This window comes from Lentzea sp. (assembly GCF_035525475.1).
Taxonomy (GTDB): Bacteria; Actinomycetota; Actinomycetes; order Mycobacteriales; family Pseudonocardiaceae; genus Lentzea.
In genome coordinates this window covers 1-18,420 of record NZ_DATLEC010000089.1, presented here as the reverse complement: position 1 = coordinate 18,420, position 18,420 = coordinate 1, and the positions used below count along the sequence as shown (strand labels likewise).

The following is an 18,420-nucleotide window of genomic DNA, read 5'->3' as shown; positions in this document are numbered from 1 at the left end:
CGTGCTGGTGATTCGCCGTGACCTGGTGGACGCGATGGTGGCCCACGCGCGCCGCGACCATCCCGACGAGGCGTGCGGGGTGATCGCCGGGCCGTACGGGTCCGACCGTCCCGAGCGGTTCATCGAAATGGAGAACGCGGAGCGGTCGCCCACGTTCTACCGGTTCGACGCCGCCGAGCAGCTCAAGGTGTGGCGCGAGATGGACGCGAACGACGAGGTGCCGGTGGTCATCTACCACTCGCACACCGCGACGGAGGCGTACCCGTCCCGCACCGACATCTCGTTCGCGGGCGAGCCGGAGGCCCACTACGTGCTGGTCTCGACGCGTGACCCGATCGAGCACGAGCTGCGGTCGTACCGCATCGTCGACGGTGTCGTGACCGAGGAACCGGTCAAGATCATCGAATCCTGAGTTACGTTTCTGCGGAGGTAGAACCATCATGGCCGTCACCGTGTCGATCCCGACCATCCTGCGCACCCACACCGGGGGCGAGAAGTCGGTGTCCGCCACCGGCGCGACGCTCGCCGAGGTCATCGACGACCTGGAGAACAACCACGGCGGCCTCAAGGCCCGCCTGGTCAAGGAAGGCGCGCTGCACCGCTTCGTCAACGTCTACGTCAACGACGAGGACGTGCGCTTCGCCGGTGGCCTGACCGCCCCGGTGAAGGACGGCGACAACGTCACCATCCTCCCGGCCGTCGCGGGCGGCTGATCCCGCCGTGACCCGCTACGACTCGCTCCTGGACGCGCTCGGCGGAACGCCGATGGTGGGCCTGCCGCGCCTGGCGCCGTCCGAGAACGTGCGCATCTGGGCGAAGCTCGAGGACCGCAACCCGACCGGCTCGATCAAGGACCGGCCGGCGCTGGCCATGATCGAGGCGGCGGAGCGGGACGGCGTGCTGCGTCCCGGCGCGACGATCCTGGAGCCGACGTCCGGCAACACCGGCATCTCGCTCGCCATGGCCGCGAAGCTCAAGGGCTACGGCCTGGTGTGCGTGATGCCGGAGAACACCTCGACCGAACGCAAGCAGCTGCTGCAGGCCTACGGCGCGCGCATCGTGTTCTCGCCCGCCGCGGGCGGGTCGAACCAGGCCGTGGCCACGGCGAAGGAGATCGCGAAGCAGAACCCGGACTGGGTGATGCTCTACCAGTACGGGAACCCGGCGAACGCGGAGGCGCACTTCCGCGGCACCGGCCCGGAGATCCTCGCCGACCTGCCGACGATCACGCACTTCGTGGCGGGCCTGGGCACGACGGGCACGCTGGTGGGCGTCGGCAGGTTCCTGCGCGAGGCCAAGCCGGACGTGCAGATCATCGCCGCCGAACCCCGGTACGGCGAGCTGGTCTACGGCCTGCGCAACCTCGACGAGGGCTTCGTGCCGGAGCTGTACGACGAGTCGGTGCTGACCGGCCGGTACTCGGTCGGGTCGTACGACGCGCTGCGCCGCACCCGTCAGCTGCTGGAGACCGAGGGCATCTTCGCGGGCATCTCGACGGGCGCGATCCTGCACGCCGCGCTGGCCGTGGCGCAGAAGGCCGAGGTGGCGGGCAAGGCCGCGGACATCGTGTTCATCGTGGCGGACGCGGGGTGGAAGTACCTGTCCACCGGCGCCTACGCGGGGACGTTGGACGAGGCGGCGGCCAGGCTCGACGGCCACCTCTGGGCTTAGCCCGGCGCTCCTGCCGGGGCGCTGCTGCGGCCTGGTGAGCTTGTCAGGGGGAGGGCGTGGCCGTCGATCCCGGCGGTCCGCCGGCCGGGGCCGCCTGGGCCGGGCAGCGGCTCGGCCGCGTGCCCCGCCCGGCGGCTACCGCGGTCTGCCGATAGTCGTCGGCCGCCGGTGGTCTTGACGGGCGCGCTGCTGCGTCCATGGCGCCGGCCGCTGAGCTCGGCGTCAAGCGTCGCCTGGGCCACACGCATGTTCTCGGCGTGTACGGGTCCTGCAGCCGCTTCCACATCTCGTCCTCGGAGACGTCCTCAACGCAGCTGACCACCCACCAGATGTTGCCGAAGGGGTCCTTGACACGCCCTCCGCGCTGTCCGAACGCGTTGTCCGCCAGAGGGGTGACGACACGGCCGCCGGCTGCGACGGCTTGCGAGAACGCCTCGTCCGCGTCGGCGACGAACAGGGCGCAACGGTGGTGTAGCCCTGCGGCGCGGCGGTGTTCTGCTCGGGCATCTCGGTCCTTTCGCCGATGTCGGGTTCGAACAGCGACGTCAGGTACGAGATAGGTCTGGTCCGGTCCTGGATAGCGGCGATCTCGCGCCAGGCCGGGTCGCACCCAGGCCGCACCGCACTCACGCCGCACCGCACCTGCACCAGGCAGCTCCGCGCCCGAACCGGGCAGGGAGCCGAATCCCGACCTGGTGGCCTCACTGATCAGAACCGCGCCGAGGAACTTCGCCCCGGCCTCACCCCGCGAAGGCGACGCCCGGCAGCCCCACGCCCAAGCCGGGCAGCACCAGCACCGACCCGTTCAGCTGCCGGTCCACCAACGCCTGGTCGGACAGCCCGGCCCGCGCGGAAGTGACGTAGAGGTCCGTGAAGTCGTCCCCGCCGAAGCAGCACGCGGTCGGGTTGTCGACGGGCAGCGTGATCTCGCGGTCCAGCTCACCGGCCGGCGTGTAGCGGCGCACGGCGTGGCCGCCCCACAGCGCGACCCACACGCACCCGTCGGCGTCGACGCACAGCCCGTCCGGCCAGCCGTCGGTGTTGCCGACGTGGGCGAACGGGCGGCGGTTCGCGACCGTGCCGTCGGAGTTGTCGAAGTCGAGGACGTCGATGCGGCGGGTCGGGGTGTCGATGAAGTACATGAGCTTCGCGTCGGGGCTCCAGCCGACGCCGTTGCTCGTGTTCACCCTGTCCAGCACCACCTTCGCGGCGCCCTCGCCGGTGACCCGCGCCAGCCAGCCCTCGTCGGCGGCCTGGTCGTAGCGCATGGTGCCTGCCCACAACCGTCCTGAAGGGTCGATGCCCGCGTCGTTGCCGCGCACGCCCTCGCGCGCCCAGTAGACGAGCCAGCTCTTCTCGCCGTCGCGGTCGATCAGTGCGATGCCGTCGCGCAGGTTGCAGACGATGCCGCCGTGCGCGCGCGGCTTGGCTGCGCCCACGTGCTGGGGCACCACGAGCACTGCGTCGTCGTCGCGCGCCGGTGCGTAGCGGTGCACCTCGGAGGCGAGGATGTCCACCCACAGCAACGTGGAACTGCTGTGGTCCCACGTCGGGCCCTCGCCGAGCTGGGCCGATGCACGTACCGCTACCTCAATCGACACCCGATCACCTTATGTGCACGTACTCTGGAGAGGTGGACCGCACCGCCGCCCTCGCGAAACGGGTCATCCCGCCGCACCCCGTGCTGTCGCTGCTCGTCGTGGCCGGGTTCGTCGGCTTCCTCTACGCCGTCGAGGTCTTCGACGTGACGACCGGCGGCTCGCTGGAGGACGACGGCGTGCGGCCGCGCGACTTCGGCGAGTGGGACAACGTGCTGTGGATGCCGTTGATCCACGGCGACTGGAGCCACCTCACCGGCAACGCGGTTCCGTTGCTGCTGCTCGGTTTCCTCGCGAGCTCGGGCGGGCTGAAGCAGTTCTTCCAGGTCACCGCGGTTGTCTGGCTGGCCTCCGCGCTGGGTGTGTGGGTGTTCGGCAGCCCCGGCAGCCACATCGGCGCGTCCGGGCTGGTGTTCGGGTTCCTCGCGTTCCTGCTCGTGCGCGGGCTCTTCGCGCGGTCGTGGCTTCAGCTCGTCATCGCCGTCGGCGTGTTCGCGTTGTACGGCGCGGCCTTGTGGGGTGTCCTGCCGGGACAGCCGGGCGTGTCGTGGGAGGGCCACCTGTTCGGCGCAATCGGTGGAGTCATCGCCGCCTGGGGTGTTTCTCGCGACAACCGCAGGAGCAGTGCACCGGCTACATTCTCCGCGTGACGATCGGGATCATGGACTCGGGCGTCGGAGGCCTCACGGTCGCCCGCGCGATCATGGACCAGTTGCCGGGCGAGTCGATCCACTACATCGGCGACACGGCCAACGGTCCGTACGGGCCGCTGCCGATCGCGCAGGCCCGCGAGCACGCGCTGGAGATCTGCGACCGGCTGGTCGACGAGGGCGCGAAGATGCTCGTCATCGCCTGCAACACCGCGTCCGCCGCCTGCTTCCGCGACGCCCGTGAGCGCTACGACGTGCCGGTGGTCGAGGTGATCCTCCCGGCGGTGCGCCGTGCGGTGATGACGACGCGAAGCGGACGCATCGGCGTGATCGCCACGGTCGGCACGATCAACTCGCACGCCTACCAGGACTCGTTCCAGGCCGCGCGCGACGTGACGGTGACGGCGGCGGCGTGCCCGAGGTTCGTCGACTTCGTCGAGCGCGGCATCACGTCGGGACGGCAGGTGCTCGGTCTGGCCCAGGCCTACCTGGAGCCGTTGCAGCGCGCCGACGTCGACACGGTCGTGCTCGGCTGCACGCACTACCCCCTGCTGACGGGCGTGATCCAGATCGTCATGGGCGAGCGCGTGACGCTGGTGTCGAGCGCCGAGGAGACGGTCAAGGACGTCGTGCGGCTGCTGACCGAGCGGGACGAGTTCTCCTCCGCCCCGCCCGTGCACCGCGTGACGTGCACCGGTCCGCCGGAGCGGTTCGCGAAGCTCGCCGCCCGGTTCCTGCCGACCTTCGAACAGTGGGGCTGACGTGCTGCTGACCGTGCTCGGCTGCTCCGGCAGCATCCCCGGACCCGGCGCGGCGGCGTCGGGGTACCTCCTGGAGGCCGACGGGTTCACGCTGGCGCTGGAGTTCGGCAACGGAGTGCTGTCGCGGTTCCAGGAGGAACGCCCGCTGTTCTCGATGGACGCCATGGTGCTCTCGCACCTGCACCCCGACCACTGCATCGACGTGTCCTCGCTCTACGTGGCGCGGAAGTACCACCCGTCGCCGCCCGGCGGACTGCTGCCGGTCCACGCGCCCGCCGAGGCGCCCTCGCGGTTCGTCGCCGCCTATGCGCCCGATGCCGCCGAACGGTCGTCGTTGGACTTCAGCGACGTCTTCGCGTTCCACGCGCTGGGCTCCACTGTCCACATCGGACCGTTCACTGTGGAGTCCGCTCTGGTGGCACATCCCTGCGAGGCTTACGGGTTCCGCATCTCCTGCGGCGGCGTGTCCCTGGCCTACACCGGCGACAGCGGACCGTGCGAGGCGCTGGACACCCTGTCGTCGGGCGTGGACGTGCTGCTGAGCGAGGCGAGCTGGACGCACGCCCCGGAACGCCAGCCGGACCTGCACCTGTCGGGACGGCAGGCGGGCGAGCTGGCGGCGCGCGCGGGCGTCGGAAGGCTGCTGATCACGCACGTACCGCCGTGGACGTCGCGTGAGGACGTGCTGAAGGAGGCCAAGTCGGCCTTCGGCGGACCGTGTGAGCTGGTCGTAGAGGGCGGCCGGTACGAGGTGGGGGAGCAGGCATGATCAACGTGGAGCGCGTCGGCGAGCACGAGTTCGTCGCGACGAACGACAGAGGCGCCTCGGTGCACATCGGCCGCAAGGGCCAGGAGGGCTCGTTCAGCCCGGTCGAGCTGCTGGTGGCGGCCGCCGCGGGCTGCGCGCTGGTGACGTCCGAGACGCTGGTCCTGCGCCGCACCGGCACGGACGAGCTCTCCGCGGTCGCGGACGCCGTCCAGTCCGAGAGCGGCAACGAGGTGATCTCCATCCCGGTGACGCTCTCGTACGACCTGTCCGGCGTGGACGACCCGGAGGCGCTCGAGACCGTCGTCCGGCGTGCCGTGGAGCAGTTCTGCACGGTCACGCGGACGTTGAAGCAGTCGGCGACGGCACCGCTTCAGCTCCCCACACCGCTCCAGACGGCCTCGGAGCCGCTGTGACCGGCGCGCACGGTCTGCACCGTCGTCCCGATCGCGAGCAGCACCACCAGCACGGACACCACGACTGAGACCACCCGCCACGTCTTCGTGGTGGGTGCCTCCGCCTGGCGTTCCCGATCCGCGAGCCTGCCCGCGAGCAGCAGCGCGATCACCGCGACCCCGAACCCGAGCGCGACGGGCAGCAGCGTCGTGCCGAGGTCGGCGTGGGTCTGGATGGCGGGGTTCTGCACGCCGTTGCGCTCGAGCGCGGCCTGGAAGTCCTCACCTGCCTGCTTGGCCATGGGAACAGCGGCGACACCGGCCAGCGTGACCCCGAGAACGGGCCACGCGTACTTGTGCCGCCAGCGCGGGACCAGCGCGATCGCGATCGCGCTGAGCGCCGCGAGGGGCAGCAGCACGACCACCGCGTGCACCAGCAACGGGTGGAGCGGAATACCGTCGATCGTCAGCATGCCTCTCCCTACGCCATGGCGCCCCGCAGGGTTCATTAGGGTAGGCCCCGTGGTGCGAAGCGATGGCCGATACGACGACGTGTTGCGTGACATCCGAATCACGCGTGGATACCAGACCTGGCCCGCCGGCTCGGTCCTGATCGAGTTCGGGAACACCCGCGTGCTCTGCGCCGCGAGTGTCACCGAAGGCGTTCCCCGCTGGCGTCAGGGCTCGGGTCTCGGCTGGGTGACCGCCGAGTACGCGATGCTGCCGTCGGCGACGCACTCCCGCAGCGACCGCGAGTCGGTGAAGGGCCGCATCGGCGGGCGCACGCACGAGATCTCGCGCCTGATCGGACGGTCGTTGCGCGCCTGCATCGACCTGGCCGCACTGGGCGAGAACACCATCGTCATCGACTGCGACGTGATCCAGGCCGACGGCGGCACCCGCACCGCGGCGATCACCGGCGCGTACGTCGCCCTCGCCGACGCGGTCACCTACCTGGGCGCGGCCGGCCGGCTGGCCGACCCGTCGCCGCTGTCCTGCGCCGTGTCCGCGGTGTCGGTGGGTGTCGTGGACGGCCGGGTCCGGCTGGACCTGCCGTACGAGGAGGACTCGCGGGCCGAGGTCGACATGAACGTCGTCGCCACCGACGCCGGCACCCTGATCGAGGTGCAGGGCACCGGTGAGGGCGCCACCTTCGCCCGGTCCACTCTGGACCGGATGCTGGACGTGGCGATGCAGGGATGCGCCGAGCTGAACCGCATCCAGGCCCGTGCGCTGGCCGAGCCGTACCCCGGCGTGCTGCCGGAGCCCAAGGCCGGTGGCAGGCGATGAAGGTCCTGCTGGCCTCCCGCAACGCGAAGAAGCTCCGGGAGCTGCAGCGGATCGTCGTGGCCGAGAAGCTGACGGGTGTCGAGGTGCTGTCGCTCTCGGACGTGCCCGAGTTTCCCGAGGCGCCGGAGACGGCTCCCGATTTCGAGGGCAACGCGCTGGCCAAGGCCCGTGACGCCGCTGCCGCCACCGGACTGGTGTCGGTCGCCGACGACTCCGGGCTCGCCGTGGACGAGCTGAACGGCATGCCGGGTGTTCTGTCCGCCCGGTGGTCCGGTCGGCACGGTGACGACGACGCCAACCTGGACCTGTTGCTGGGACAGCTCGGCGACGTGCCGGACGAGCGCCGTGGCGCGGCGTTCGTGTCGGTTGTGGCGATGGTCGTGCCCGGTGGCGAAGAGGTCGTCGTTCGCGGGGAGTGGCGCGGCACGTTGCTGCGGGAGCGGCGGGGGACCAACGGCTTCGGCTACGACCCGATCTTCGTGCCCGAGGGCTACGAGATCACCTCGGCGGAGATGACCGCCGAGGAGAAGGACGCGGAGTCGCACCGCGGCCGCGCCCTGAAGCTGCTGGTCCCGTACCTGCGCAAACTCGGCTAGATCACGCTGCCGCGTGTGCGTGGGACGCGACCGACACCACGCACACGCCGGCCGCGATCAGGGCCATGCCCGTCAGCATCGCCAGGTTCAGCGGGTCGGCGAACAGGACGCGGCTCGACAGGGCGACCAGCGCGATCCCGGCGCCCGCCCAGATCGCGTAGGTGATCGCGACCGGCAGGCCCATTCTGATCACCTGCGACTCCAGGTACAGAGCGGTGAGGAAACCGACGGCGAGCCCGGCGACGGGCCACGGTTTCGTGAAGCCCTCGGAGTACTTGAGACAAAGGGTCGCGAACACTTCCGCGCCCACGGCGACGGTCAGCAGAATCCACTTCAGCATTGAATTTTCCCAGCACGAAATGCACGCAGCGTTGCGCATGCGTGTTTGAGGATGAACGGTTGACGGGGCGGAACGCCCTGGTCAGCCGCCTCGCGTGGGGAAGTGGACGCGCAGGACGAAATCAGACGGGATGTCGGGGCCGCGAGGTGCCGTCAAGCGACACACGGTGTATCACCCTCACCGGAACAAGGGGCGGCATTGTGCACGCCCTGCCTCGACGATACCCGAAGAAGGGGTCGCCGCCACACCTTGTGCGGCGGCGGCCCGTTTTCACGCTAAAAATCGCGCTGGAGCGTCACCCGGGGAGTTCGCGCAGGAGCTTGGCGACGTGGCCGGTGGCGCGGACGTTGTACAGGGCTTTGACGATCTTGCCGTCGGGGCCCACGAGGAACGTCGAGCGGATGACGCCCTGGACGGTCTTGCCGTAGTTCTGCTTCTCGCCGAACGCGCCCCACTCGACGAGGACCTTCTTGTCCGGGTCTCCGAGCAGCGGGAAGTTCAGGCCCTCGGTGTCGCGGAACTTGGCGAGCTTCTCCTGCTTGTCCGGCGAGATGCCGACGACCTCGTAGCCGGAGCCGGCCAGGGCGCCTAGGTTGTCGCGGAAGTCGCAGGCCTGCTTCGTGCAGCCCGGCGTGCTCGCGGCCGGGTAGAAGTACACGACCACGGACTTGCCGAGGTAGTCGGACAGGGACACCGGCTTGCCCTCGCTGTCGGGCAGCGTGAAGGCGGGCGCGGTGTCGCCAGGTTCGAGACGACTGGTCATGCCGAAAGACTAGGCCTGGCCCGCGAAGACCGTGGGCGCGTCCTGGCCCTGTCCGCCGGGCTGGATGGTCAGCTGCATCCGCGCGGGGAGCTCGGACACCGCGAACGCCAGCTGGATCTGCGTGTCGCGGCCCGGCGGCACCTCCGCCACGGCCGCGGCGAGACCGTTGAGGCCCTGCACGGAGTCCACCAGCTCGGCGGCGGGGGAGCCGTCGGCCGTCGCGCGCACGGAGAGCTGGGAGGGGCGGTAGGAGGTCTTGGAGCCGTTGTAGACGGTGATCGTGAAGACCGCGGTGCGCTTGGCCGGGGGGATCGCCGTCTCGGACGGCGCCAGGGAGCGGGGGGCGGACACCACGACGGACAGGCCGGAGGCCCACACGCGCTGGGTGCCGAAGGCGGCCGCTCCGGACGTGCTGGGCGTCTCGGCTCGCTGTTCGACGGTCAGGTTCTCGTTCGGGGTGACGGCGACGCTGGGGCCCGCACATCCCGCCACGGCCAGCACCAGGCACAGGCCCGCGACCGAGTTGGCGAACTTCACGAACTCCCCTTTCCCACCCCGGCGGTGGGTGTGTGCGACTGCCGTCAACTGTGACGGTGCCGAAGGGGGTGGGGCGAACGAAAGAGGCCTCTGAAGCGGACCTGGTGCCGGGCCGTGGCCGACTCGTGATGGGCGGCGTGGGCGGCGCCACAGAGTGCGCCGGCCCCACGCCGTCCTGGTGGCCGGAGCCACCTGGTGAAGCTAGGGAGCGCGTCGGGGGGCGTGCGCGCTCATACCGATCATCGCCCACTCCGCGCCCGGCGCTACAAGCGGAGCCGATTATCACCCGTTCAGAGCAACAGCAGTCGTACAAAACGTGAAGCTCACGCGTAACCGACTCACGTATGTGCGGCTGAACGGCCCAGCGACGGCGTCCGTTCGGCGATCTCGCTGAGCAGTTCGAACGATCGCAGACGGTCATCATGGCCGTGGACGATGGTCGTCACCATGAGCTCGTCGGCCGCCGTCGACTCCATCAACTCGTCGAGTCCCGCGCGGACCGTTGAGGGGGATCCGATGATCTGGGTGGCCATGCGGTCCTCGATCACCAGCTCGTCGATCTCGGTGTACGGGTAGTCCGCGGCCTCCTGCGGCGTCTCCAGCGGTCCGGGACGGCCCTGGCGCAGCCGCACGAACGAGAGCGCTCCCGGGCCCGCGACCCAGCGGGCGTGCTCGTCGGTGTCGGCCACGATCACCGAGGCGCACACCATCGCGTAGGGCTCCGCCAGCACCTCGGACGGCCGGAAGTTCCGGCGGTACAACTCCAGCGCCGGCAACGTGTTCTGCGCGCTGAAGTGGTGGGCGAACGCGAACGGCAGCCCCAGCAGACCCGCGGCCTGCGCGCTGTAGCCGGACGAGCCGAGCAGCCAGATCGGCGGCTTGTTGCCCGCGGCCGGCACGGCGTTGAGCTCGGCGGTGCCCTCGAAGTACTTGATCAGCTCGGTCAGCTCCTGCGGGAAGTTCTCCGCGGACAGACCGGCCTCCGTGCGGCGCAACGCCCGCGCGGTCTTCTGGTCGGTGCCGGGCGCGCGGCCGATGCCGAGGTCGATGCGGCCGGGGTGCAGGGCCTCGAGCATGCCGAACTGCTCCGCGACCACCAGCGGGGCGTGGTTGGGCAGCATCACGCCGCCCGACCCGACGCGGATCGTCGACGTCGCGTCCGCGATGTGCCCGATCAGCACCGCGGGCGCGGACGACGCGATACCGGGCATGTTGTGGTGCTCTGCGAACCAGTAGCGGTGGTAGCCGAGGCGCTCTGCCTGCTGAGCGAGCTCCCGCGAGTTCCGCAGCGCGGTCGTCGCATCCGCACCCGACGTGATCGGAGCGAGGTCGAGAACGGACAGAGGGATCTCACTGAGACGGCTCATGCATCGATCAACACCGATACTTCGTGACTTCTTCCGTGAGCCGCGTAACTCGTTTCGCGGCCTTGTCGTAGGCCGTGCCCTCGGGGTGCAGCGTCAGCACCGCCACGATGCTGAGCCCGCACGTCCCGGACGTGTGCATCGCCGGCGACTTCGTGTCCAGCTCCCACTGCGCGCGCGGGCGCGGCCTGTCGACGCACGGCCTGACCGGGTCGCCGAACCCGGACCAGCCCTGCTTGAACGCGGGCCACCACGTGGCCGACGGCAGGCCGAACGACTGGTCGAACCCGTCCGAGGCGCACTTCCCGGCCCGCTGCAGGTGCCCCATGATCGTGAACCGGACCTTCGGCCTCGCCTTCTCCAGCAGGTACCGGTAGATCTTCACGACGTCGTGCGCGCTCACCGCCGTGTAGCCCCACATGCCGCGCTTCTCCGGCGGCCGGGTGTCCTCGAGCCCGAGGCGCTCGGCCGTGCGCACGACGAGCTGGTCCCAGCCGTTCTCGACCCACAGCTCGCTCGCGGCGTTGTCGTCGCTCACGCGCAGCATCGGCTCGATGCGCGGGTCGTCGCCGCGCGTCTCCAGCTGCTCGATCGCGATCAGGATCTTCACCAGCGAGGCCGATCTGATCGGCTTGTGCACGTCTCTGCCGGTCAGCTGGTGTGTGATCCGGTCGTAGACCGCGTAGGAGGCCGTCGTCGTGGGAACGGGCGCCGCCAGCAGTGCCATCGTGAGCAGAAGGTGCACGACCCCGGAACCTAGCGGCGAATGATCCGTGGGTCACACCACGAGAAGGACCAACACCTCCTTTCCGTTGTTCGTGGTGTGACGGATGTGGTGGTGATCGGCGCGGGACAGGCGGGCCTGTCCGCCTCGTACTTCCTGCGGCGCCGCGGTGTCGACCACGTGGTGCTGGACGCGAACGACGCTCCCGGCGGCGCGTGGCTGCACCGCTGGCCGAGCCTGCGCATGCGCACGGTGCACGGCATCCACGAGCTGCCCGGCATGCCGTTCGAGCAGCCCTCACCCGACGAGCCCGCCAACGAGGCGATCCCGTCGTACTTCGCGCGCTACGAAGCGTTGTACGACCTGCCGGTGGTGCGCCCGGTGAACGTCACCCAGGTGCTGGACGACGGCCCGCTGCTGAAGGTCGAGACCTCCCAGGGTGTGTGGACCGCACGCGGCCTGATCAACGCGACCGGCACGTGGCGGCACCCGTTCTGGCCGCACTACCCCGGCCAGGAGACGTTCCAGGGCCTGCAACTGCACACCGCCGACTACCAGGGGCCCTCGTCGTTCGCCGGCAAGCGCGTCGTCGTCGTGGGCGGCGGTGCGTCGGCCACTCAGCTGCTCATGGAGATCGCTCCTTTCGCTGCGGAGACGCGCTGGGTCACGCGTCACGAACCGGTGTGGCGGGAGGGCCCGTTCACCGAGGACTACGGCCGCTGGGTCGTCGGCATGGTCGAGGAACGCGTGCGGGCGGGACTGATCCCGCGCAGCGTCGTCAGCGTCACCGGGCTGGCGTTGACCGACGAGACGCGCGCGGCGATCGCGTCCGGTGTGCTGGACCGCCGGCCGATGTTCTCCCGGCTCACCCCGTCCGGCGTCGAGTGGGCGTCCGGGGGACGCTTCGACGCCGACGTCGTCCTGTGGGCCACCGGGTTCCGGCACGACCTCGACCACCTGGCGCCCTTGCACCTCCGTGCCGCCGGCGGCGGGATCCAGGTCGACGGGACGCGGGTGGTCTCGGATCCGCGGATCCACCTCGTCGGGTACGGGCCTTCCGCCAGCACGATCGGTGCCAACCGGGCCGGGCGCAGTGCTGTGCGGGAACTGGTGTCGCACCTGGGGATCGGGAGCCTGGCGGCCGCGCGGTAGAGCGGTCGCGCCGGGTTCGTGTGACGAGTGGTTGCGGAACCGCGCAGGGCTGCTGGCCGTGGTGCTCACCAGAGGTGGGCGTCATGCCGGAGTTGGCGCGGCGCGTGGTGTCGGCAGTCTGGGTACATGGGCCTGGGGCGGTGGGTTCGTAGGTGGGAACTCCTTCAAGAGCGGATTGCGGGGGCGGTCGGCTTCGGGATGAACGGCGGGACTGGATGTGACGTCCCGCTGGAGTTGCTGCGGCTTCCGGGACCGGCAGTATCGGTGCCTGCGAGGAGGCGCGGGCGTGTCCGGCCCCGTAGGCGAGGGCTCCTTCAAGGGGGTGCAAGGGCCGTCCGCTGCGGGCGGACCCGGTCGGTGCGGCGCCGGGGTTCGGTGCCTCGCCGCCGCGAGAGGACGCGGCTTCCGGATGTCCTGAGCCGCAGGACGTGTCAGGTGCGCGAGGCGGCGCGCCTCTTCGAGAGGCGGACCGCCACGAAGACGCCGACCGCCACCGCCGCCAGCACCAGGACGGCCGTCGAGGCCAGGCCCACGTACTGCTCGACCAGGTGCCAGTTGTCGCCCAGCAGGTAGCCCGCGAGGATCAGCGCCGTGTTCCACAGCAGACTGCCCGCGGCGGTGTAGGCGAGGAACGGTGCTAATCGCATGCGTTCCACACCGGCCGGGATCGAGATCAGGCTGCGGAACACCGGGACCATGCGGCCGAAGAAGACGGCGCGGTAGCCGTTGCGCAGGAACCAGGCCTCCGTCCGGTCCACATCGGACACGCGGACCAGCGGCATCCGCTCCGCGATGCGGCGGACGCGGTCGCGGCCCAGCAGAGCGCCCACCCAGTAGAGCAGCACCGCGCCCGCGACCGAGCCGAAGGTGGTCCAGAGGATGGCGTCGAGCAGCGACATCTTGCCCTGGCCGGCGGTGAAGCCGGCCAGCGGCAGGAAGACCTCGCTGGGCAGGGGCGGGAACAGGTTCTCCAGCGCGATGGCGAGGGCCGCTCCGGGGGCTCCGGCCGTCTCCATCAGGTCGGTGACCCAGTCGACCAAGTTCATGTCATCCAAGTTACGGACGGCCGGAGGGGCGGACATCGGGGTTTTCCCCAGGATCGAGGTGGGGTTCACCGCACCCCGGACTTACGGGAAACCACAAGTCCTCAGAGGACGCGGCGAGCGCCGCGGGCGGACCCCCGCGGCGCGAACGCGCTGATCAATGAGGTCGGGGGGACTCGAACCCCCACTGGCTGGGACCTAAACCCAGTGCCTCTGCCAATTGGGCTACGACCCCTCGCAGGGAAGCCTATCGGCCCCTTGCGCACCGGCTCTCCCGGGTCGCTCGAAGCCGCGCTGCCCGCCGTCCACTACGGTTGGTGGAAGAACCGCTGCTAGGAGGACATGTGGCTCGCGATCCCGACACCATCCAGCGCGAGATCGAACAGGCTCGCACCGCGCTGGCCGCCACCCTGGACGAGCTCAGCGAGCGCGCCAACCCGCAGAAGCTCGTCGAGCAGGGCAAGGCGTCCGTGCTCGACGTGCTGAGCCGGCCCCAGGTCAAGTACACGCTCATCGCGGTCGGAGCCGTGGTCGGCTTCGCGCTCGTGCGCAAGCTCTTCCGCTAGGCGTGCACCAACGGTAGGAGCACCTGCTCGACGACCTTCTCCACGAACGGCTCGTCGAGCGGGTCACCGGTGAGCATCAGCCGGTAGATGAGCGCGGCTCCCGCGATCTCGACGGCCATGCCGCGCGGGGCGTCGGCCTTGAGCTCGCCCCGGTCGGCCGCCCGGTCGAGGATCCCGCGCAGCACGTCGCGCTGCGAGATCAGGAACGTCTCCCGGAACGCCGTCGCCAGCTCGGGTTCGTGCGGCAGCTCGCCCACGAGTGCCTGCGCGGCCTTGCCGATCGGTCCGGAGAGGAACGCGGCGAACGACGAGAGGAACTCGCGCAGGTCCCCGGCCAGCGAGCCGGTGTCCGGTGCCGCGAGGTTCTGCGTGGCGAGCTGGGTGCACGTGTCGATCACCAGATCGAGCTTCGACTCCCAGCGCCGGTAGATCGTGGCCTTGCCCGCTCTCGCGCGGGCCGCCACGGCGTCCATGGTGAGGGCCCGGTACCCGACCTCGGCCATCACCTCGAGCGCTGCCTGACGTAACGCGTCGTCCCTGCTGGCGTCACGAGGACGGCCCCGCTGGGGGGTCCTGCCCTCGTTGAACGCCGTTGTCGACACGGCCATGCCACCTCCTCGTGCAAGGGCACGGCTACGCGTGTCTTCCCGCCCCTTTGGCGGAACATCCTAGGCGTGTTGCCCACGTCGTAGGGCCAGCAGCACCCGGTTGTTGCTTCGTGTTGTGGTTGGTTGGTTCTTGCTCGATGCGTTCTGCGGTCAAGGCGTCTGACCTGCGGCGACGTGACGGAACGCGGCGGGAAAGCGCTTTTCTGGGCAGAGGCCGTCTCGCTTGGTTAGTAACGCAGGTCACACCTCGGTGCGGGCGACGGCGAGCTGGGTCATGTACCGCTTGACGATCCGTCCGCCGAACCGGGTGTCGATCAACGCCGCGATGTCCGCGACCAGCCGGTCCCGGTCTGGCAAAGCGATGTGGTTCGAGTACGTGAGGAGCAGGTCCACGTACGAATCGCTGGAATAGGCCTGTTCCCACTCGTACCGGTGGAACTCCGGCTCGTCGAAGAGAGCGCTCTCGTCGAACTCGCACGGGATCTCCGAGGCGGTGGACTGGCGCAGGCCGGGCGGCGTGGCCGGGTCCCAGCGCTCGTAGATCTCCTGCACGTCGGCGAAGAACCGCTCCGTCCCGCCGGCGACGTGGTGCGTGGAGATCACGGCCAGCGAGCCGCCCGGCCGCAGCGCCGCGGCGCACCGGGTCATCCGGGTGGCGGGGTCGAGCCAGTGGAACGCCGTCGCGGACACGACGAGGTCGAACGGCTCCGGTGGCAGCGGCCAGACGTCGAAGTCCGCCACGACCACGTGCGCGGCCGGGACGTGCGCCTGGGCCACCGCGGCCAGCGACGGGCTCAGCTCGACCGCCGTCACGTCCCCCAGCGACGTCAGCGGCAGCGTGGCCTGGCCGGTGCCGGGCCCGATCTCCAGGATCCGCGGGCCGCTCAGCCGCGTGAACAGCTCGGCGGGATAGGTGGGACGTGCCCGGTGGTACCGGGCCGCGTCCTCTCCGAACGTGGTGCGCAAGCGCTCGCGATCGGTCATCCGCCGAATTCAAGCGAGCGCGACGGCAGCGCGTCCATCCCGTTTCGCGCGAAGCCCGCCCACGTGCTCCGCACGGTCCGCGCCAGTCCGGGGTCCGGCTCCTGCCCCGCCAGCATCGCCGCGCCCCTCCAGGCCGCCGGGTCGAACACGAACGGCAGCTCCATGCAGTGGCACGCCCCCAGAGGGGCCCCCTCGGGCCGCCACGAGAAGTTGTAGGTGGCGACCTGGCCGCCTGCCGCGGCCCAGTCCTGCGCCAGCTCGCGGGCGGGCCCAGCGAAGATCAGCTCGGTCACGGCCTCCCAGTGCTCACGGCTCGGCACGTACGGGCTGCCGTCGTCGGCCGTGTGCCCGATGAGCAGCTCGACGCGACTTGCCGCCGCGCCGAGGTCGCCTCCGTCCAGCACCGGGGCGAACGGCATGCTGCCGGACAGCTGGAACCGCGGTCCCACCTCGGCGGCGGCGTTCTGCTGGGCCACCAGGACCTCGTCTACCGGCGTGGTGGCGTCGACGGCGACGAACTCGCGCAGGGCCTCCGTCAGCTGGGCGCGTTCGGGACCGCGGGTCCCCAGCGGCGCGCTCTGCACGATCGCGCGGTGGAACAGCCCCTCGGTGTCGGTGAGCATCAGCGCGAACACGGAGTCGGCGCCCGCGGACTGGCCGAACGCCGTCACGTTCGCCGGGTCGCCGCCGAACCCGGCGATGTTGTCCCGCACCCACCGCAGCGCGGCGAACTGGTCGAGCAGGCCCAAGTTGTCCCGCAGGTACCCGAGGACGCCGAGGCGGTAGCTGACGCTGACGACCACGACGCCCTCCGCGGCCAGCAGCGACGCGTCGTACTTCGTGGACTCGCCGCTCCCGGTCACGTAGGCGCCGCCGTGGAACCAGACCATCACGGGCAGGCCCGCGGCGTCGGCGGGAGCGGTCACGCTCAGCACCTGGCAGTGTTCGTCGAACGACAGGCCCTCGACCGAGCTGCCGAACACCGCGGCGAGCGACGACGGCGGCTGCGGGCAGGCCGGGCCGCGCCGCGTGGCGTCGCGCACACCGTCCCAAGGCAGCTGAACGGGTTCGGCGAAGCGAGAGGCCGTCGCGTAACGGATGCCGCGCGCTCGCGCGAGGCCATCGGTGTTGATCAGCACGTCCTCGATCGTATGCGTAACCGATTCCACAACGCCTCGATTCGGCGCGACGGGCCCGGCTGGAGCACGATGCAGGGACCGGTCAACGAGGCAGAGGAGGCACCCGGTGCGGGCTACGACGATCTACGGCACCCGTGACATCCGCGTGGAGGAGGTGCCGGACGCGGCCGTCGTGGAGCCGACGGACGTCGTCGTGCGGGTCGAGCTCGCGTGCATCTGCGGCAGCGACCTGTGGGCGTACCGGGGCGTGGCCAAGCGCGAGGGCGGCCAGCGGATCGGGCACGAGTTCCTCGGCATCGTCGAGGAGGTCGGCGGTGAGGTCCGGTCCGTCAACGTCGGCGACCGCGTCATCGCGCCGTTCGTGTGGAGCGACGGCACCTGCGCGTACTGCCAGGCCGGTCTGCAGACGTCGTGCCTCAACGGCGGTTTCTGGGGCAGCAAGGGCAACGATGGCGGCCAGGGCGAGGCCGTGCGCGTGCCGCAGGCCGACGGCACTCTCGTCAGGGTCCCCGCGGACGCGCCCGCCGAGCTGCTGCCCGCGTTCCTGAGCCTGTCCGACGTCATGGGCACCGGCCACCACGCGGCGATGGGCGCCGGCGTGCAGCCGGGCAGCACCGTCGCTGTCGTGGGTGACGGCGCGGTCGGGCTGTGCGGTGTGCTCGCGGCCAAGCGGCTGGGCGCCGAGCGGATCATCGCGCTGGGACGCCACGAGGACCGCGCCAAGGTCGCGAGGCTCTTCGGCGCCACGGACCAGGTCGCCGAACGCGGTGACGCCGCGGTCGAGCGGATCAAGGAGATGACCGGTGGCCTCGGGGCGTCCAGCGTCCTGGAGTGCGTCGGCACCGAGCAGTCGTGGCAGACCGCGATGGGCATCGTGCGCGACGGCGGCCGCATCGGCTACGTCGGCGTGCCGCACGAGATGCCGGGGCTGCCGCTCGGCAAGCTCTTCGGTCGCAACATCGCCATCGGCGGCGGTGTCGCGCCCGCGCGGGCCTACCTGCCGGAGCTGCTGGCCGACGTGCTCGCCGGCCGGCTCGACCCCGGTCCCGTGTTCGACAGGACGGTCCCGCTCGACGACATCGCCCAGGGCTACCAGGCGATGGACGAGCGGACCGCCCTGAAGGTGATCGTGAAGCCCTGAGCTACCGGGCGGCAGTCAGCACGTAGTCCTCGGCGCGCACGCGCTTGGTCCGCATCCAGTACCGCCAGGTGAACCCCGGCCACACGGTGCGGTTCACGCCCTGCGCGTCGAGGTACCAGCTCTTGCAGCCGCCCTGCGTCCACACGCCCGTGGTGAGCTTGCCCTGGATCTCCCGGTTGAACTCCCGCTGGGCCTCCGGTCGCACGTCCAGTTCCGCCGCGCGGTGCTTGTCCAACAACTTCAGGCACTGCGAGACGTACCGGATCTGCGACTCGATCATGAACACGACCGAGTTGTGCCCGAGTCCGGTGTTGGGGCCCAGCAGGAAGAAC

Annotated in this window: 24 protein-coding genes, 1 tRNA gene and 1 pseudogene; 12 read left to right on the top strand and 14 right to left on the bottom strand. The window is 70.6% G+C overall.

The window, feature by feature from the left end:
• The first annotated feature begins 1 nt into the window (after window position 1).
• The 3 genes from VM306_RS15885 to VM306_RS15875 are packed head-to-tail and all read left to right on the top strand — an operon-like array spanning window position 2 to window position 1,671.
• Complete coding sequence (locus VM306_RS15885; RefSeq protein ID WP_325515755.1) at window positions 2-412, top strand: M67 family metallopeptidase; 411 nt, start codon at window positions 2-4, stop codon at window positions 410-412.
• Between the two features lie 28 nt (window positions 413-440).
• Window positions 441-713, top strand: a complete 273-nt coding sequence (locus tag VM306_RS15880) for a MoaD/ThiS family protein (protein ID WP_325515754.1) — start codon at window positions 441-443, stop codon at window positions 711-713.
• A gap of 7 nt (window positions 714-720) precedes the next feature.
• Window positions 721-1,671 (top strand): cysteine synthase, encoded by a 951-nt coding sequence (locus tag VM306_RS15875; RefSeq protein ID WP_325515753.1) that lies wholly within the window; start codon window positions 721-723, stop codon window positions 1,669-1,671.
• A 43-nt stretch (window positions 1,672-1,714) separates the two neighbouring features.
• On the opposite strand, the gene VM306_RS41375 is transcribed toward VM306_RS15875, so the two are convergent.
• Both VM306_RS41375 and VM306_RS15870 read right to left on the bottom strand, forming a co-directional pair.
• Complete coding sequence (locus VM306_RS41375) at window positions 1,715-2,281, bottom strand: VOC family protein (protein ID WP_414672391.1); 567 nt, start codon at window positions 2,279-2,281, stop codon at window positions 1,715-1,717.
• A 130-nt stretch (window positions 2,282-2,411) separates the two neighbouring features.
• On the bottom strand, window positions 2,412-3,272 hold the full coding sequence (locus tag VM306_RS15870; protein ID WP_325515752.1) for an SMP-30/gluconolactonase/LRE family protein: 861 nt from the start codon (window positions 3,270-3,272) through the stop codon (window positions 2,412-2,414).
• A gap of 32 nt (window positions 3,273-3,304) precedes the next feature.
• Between VM306_RS15870 and VM306_RS15865 the strand changes: the two genes are divergently transcribed.
• Genes VM306_RS15865 through VM306_RS15850 form a run of 4 tightly spaced genes read left to right on the top strand, consistent with a single transcriptional unit; the run spans window position 3,305 to window position 5,862 of the window.
• Window positions 3,305-3,919 (top strand): rhomboid family intramembrane serine protease, encoded by a 615-nt coding sequence (locus tag VM306_RS15865; protein WP_325515751.1) that lies wholly within the window; start codon window positions 3,305-3,307, stop codon window positions 3,917-3,919.
• A gap of 11 nt (window positions 3,920-3,930) precedes the next feature.
• Window positions 3,931-4,680, top strand: a complete 750-nt coding sequence (gene murI, locus VM306_RS15860; RefSeq protein ID WP_325515787.1) for a glutamate racemase — start codon at window positions 3,931-3,933, stop codon at window positions 4,678-4,680.
• 1 nt (window position 4,681) lies between these two features.
• Window positions 4,682-5,449, top strand: coding sequence for an MBL fold metallo-hydrolase (locus VM306_RS15855; protein ID WP_325515750.1), 768 nt, complete (start codon window positions 4,682-4,684; stop codon window positions 5,447-5,449).
• Window positions 5,446-5,862 (top strand): OsmC family protein, encoded by a 417-nt coding sequence (locus tag VM306_RS15850; RefSeq protein WP_325515749.1) that lies wholly within the window; start codon window positions 5,446-5,448, stop codon window positions 5,860-5,862. Before VM306_RS15855 ends, VM306_RS15850 begins: the two co-directional genes overlap by 4 nt.
• Here VM306_RS15850 and VM306_RS15845 read toward each other — a convergent pair.
• Window positions 5,820-6,314 (bottom strand): DUF2231 domain-containing protein, encoded by a 495-nt coding sequence (locus VM306_RS15845; protein ID WP_325515748.1) that lies wholly within the window; start codon window positions 6,312-6,314, stop codon window positions 5,820-5,822. The two genes, VM306_RS15850 and VM306_RS15845, sit on opposite strands and share 43 nt — an antisense overlap.
• Before the next feature lie 49 nt (window positions 6,315-6,363).
• Here VM306_RS15845 and rph point away from each other — a divergent pair, with 49 nt between their 5' ends.
• The gene (rph, locus tag VM306_RS15840) at window positions 6,364-7,131 is read left to right on the top strand and encodes a ribonuclease PH (RefSeq protein ID WP_325515747.1); all 768 of its coding nucleotides are present in this window, start codon (window positions 6,364-6,366) and stop codon (window positions 7,129-7,131) included.
• A complete protein-coding gene (gene rdgB, locus VM306_RS15835; protein ID WP_325515746.1) occupies window positions 7,128-7,727 on the top strand; it encodes an RdgB/HAM1 family non-canonical purine NTP pyrophosphatase in 600 nt (199 codons plus the stop codon). Before rph ends, rdgB begins: the two co-directional genes overlap by 4 nt.
• A 1-nt stretch (window position 7,728) precedes the next feature.
• Here rdgB and VM306_RS15830 read toward each other — a convergent pair whose 3' ends face one another.
• From VM306_RS15830 to VM306_RS15810, 5 genes are all read right to left on the bottom strand, one after another.
• Entirely contained in the window at window positions 7,729-8,067 is a 339-nt protein-coding gene (locus VM306_RS15830) for a multidrug efflux SMR transporter (RefSeq protein ID WP_325515745.1), read from the bottom strand.
• 295 nt (window positions 8,068-8,362) lie between these two features.
• A complete protein-coding gene (bcp, locus tag VM306_RS15825) occupies window positions 8,363-8,830 on the bottom strand; it encodes a thioredoxin-dependent thiol peroxidase (protein ID WP_325515744.1) in 468 nt (155 codons plus the stop codon).
• Between the two features lie 9 nt (window positions 8,831-8,839).
• Window positions 8,840-9,367 carry a hypothetical protein gene (locus VM306_RS15820; protein WP_325515743.1) on the bottom strand — a complete coding sequence of 176 codons (528 nt, stop codon included), beginning with the start codon at window positions 9,365-9,367 and terminating at the stop codon, window positions 8,840-8,842.
• 338 nt (window positions 9,368-9,705) lie between these two features.
• Window positions 9,706-10,734: an LLM class flavin-dependent oxidoreductase gene (locus VM306_RS15815; protein WP_325515742.1), complete on the bottom strand. Its 1,029-nt coding sequence runs from the start codon at window positions 10,732-10,734 to the stop codon at window positions 9,706-9,708.
• A gap of 7 nt (window positions 10,735-10,741) precedes the next feature.
• Window positions 10,742-11,476, bottom strand: coding sequence for a hypothetical protein (locus VM306_RS15810; RefSeq protein ID WP_325515741.1), 735 nt, complete (start codon window positions 11,474-11,476; stop codon window positions 10,742-10,744).
• Between the two features lie 21 nt (window positions 11,477-11,497).
• On the opposite strand from VM306_RS15810, the gene VM306_RS15805 reads away from it, so the two are divergent.
• Entirely contained in the window at window positions 11,498-12,607 is a 1,110-nt protein-coding gene (locus VM306_RS15805; protein ID WP_325515740.1) for an FAD-dependent oxidoreductase, read from the top strand.
• A gap of 431 nt (window positions 12,608-13,038) precedes the next feature.
• Here VM306_RS15805 and VM306_RS15800 read toward each other — a convergent pair whose 3' ends face one another.
• Both VM306_RS15800 and VM306_RS15795 read right to left on the bottom strand, forming a co-directional pair.
• A complete protein-coding gene (locus VM306_RS15800; RefSeq protein ID WP_325515739.1) occupies window positions 13,039-13,653 on the bottom strand; it encodes a DedA family protein in 615 nt (204 codons plus the stop codon).
• A 158-nt stretch (window positions 13,654-13,811) separates the two neighbouring features.
• Window positions 13,812-13,885 (bottom strand) — tRNA-Leu (locus VM306_RS15795).
• Between the two features lie 109 nt (window positions 13,886-13,994).
• On the opposite strand from VM306_RS15795, the gene VM306_RS15790 reads away from it, so the two are divergent.
• Window positions 13,995-14,216, top strand: a complete 222-nt coding sequence (locus tag VM306_RS15790) for a DUF3618 domain-containing protein (RefSeq protein WP_325515738.1) — start codon at window positions 13,995-13,997, stop codon at window positions 14,214-14,216.
• On the opposite strand, the gene VM306_RS15785 is transcribed toward VM306_RS15790, so the two are convergent.
• The 3 genes from VM306_RS15785 to VM306_RS15775 all read right to left on the bottom strand — a co-directional run bounded on the left by VM306_RS15785 (window position 14,213) and on the right by VM306_RS15775 (window position 16,947).
• On the bottom strand, window positions 14,213-14,824 hold the full coding sequence (locus VM306_RS15785; RefSeq protein ID WP_325515737.1) for a TetR/AcrR family transcriptional regulator: 612 nt from the start codon (window positions 14,822-14,824) through the stop codon (window positions 14,213-14,215). The two genes, VM306_RS15790 and VM306_RS15785, sit on opposite strands and share 4 nt — an antisense overlap.
• 240 nt (window positions 14,825-15,064) lie before the next feature.
• Window positions 15,065-15,808 (bottom strand): class I SAM-dependent methyltransferase, encoded by a 744-nt coding sequence (locus VM306_RS15780; protein WP_325515736.1) that lies wholly within the window; start codon window positions 15,806-15,808, stop codon window positions 15,065-15,067.
• On the bottom strand, window positions 15,805-16,947 hold the full coding sequence (locus VM306_RS15775; RefSeq protein WP_325515735.1) for a carboxylesterase family protein: 1,143 nt from the start codon (window positions 16,945-16,947) through the stop codon (window positions 15,805-15,807). Before VM306_RS15775 ends, VM306_RS15780 begins: the two co-directional genes overlap by 4 nt.
• A 106-nt stretch (window positions 16,948-17,053) precedes the next feature.
• Between VM306_RS15775 and VM306_RS15770 the strand changes: the two genes are divergently transcribed.
• Complete coding sequence (locus VM306_RS15770) at window positions 17,054-18,088, top strand: zinc-dependent alcohol dehydrogenase family protein (RefSeq protein ID WP_325515734.1); 1,035 nt, start codon at window positions 17,054-17,056, stop codon at window positions 18,086-18,088.
• A gap of 1 nt (window position 18,089) precedes the next feature.
• On the opposite strand, the pseudogene VM306_RS15765 reads toward VM306_RS15770, so the two are convergent.
• Window positions 18,090-18,420, bottom strand: a pseudogene (locus tag VM306_RS15765) (4-hydroxyacetophenone monooxygenase); the annotation flags it as partial.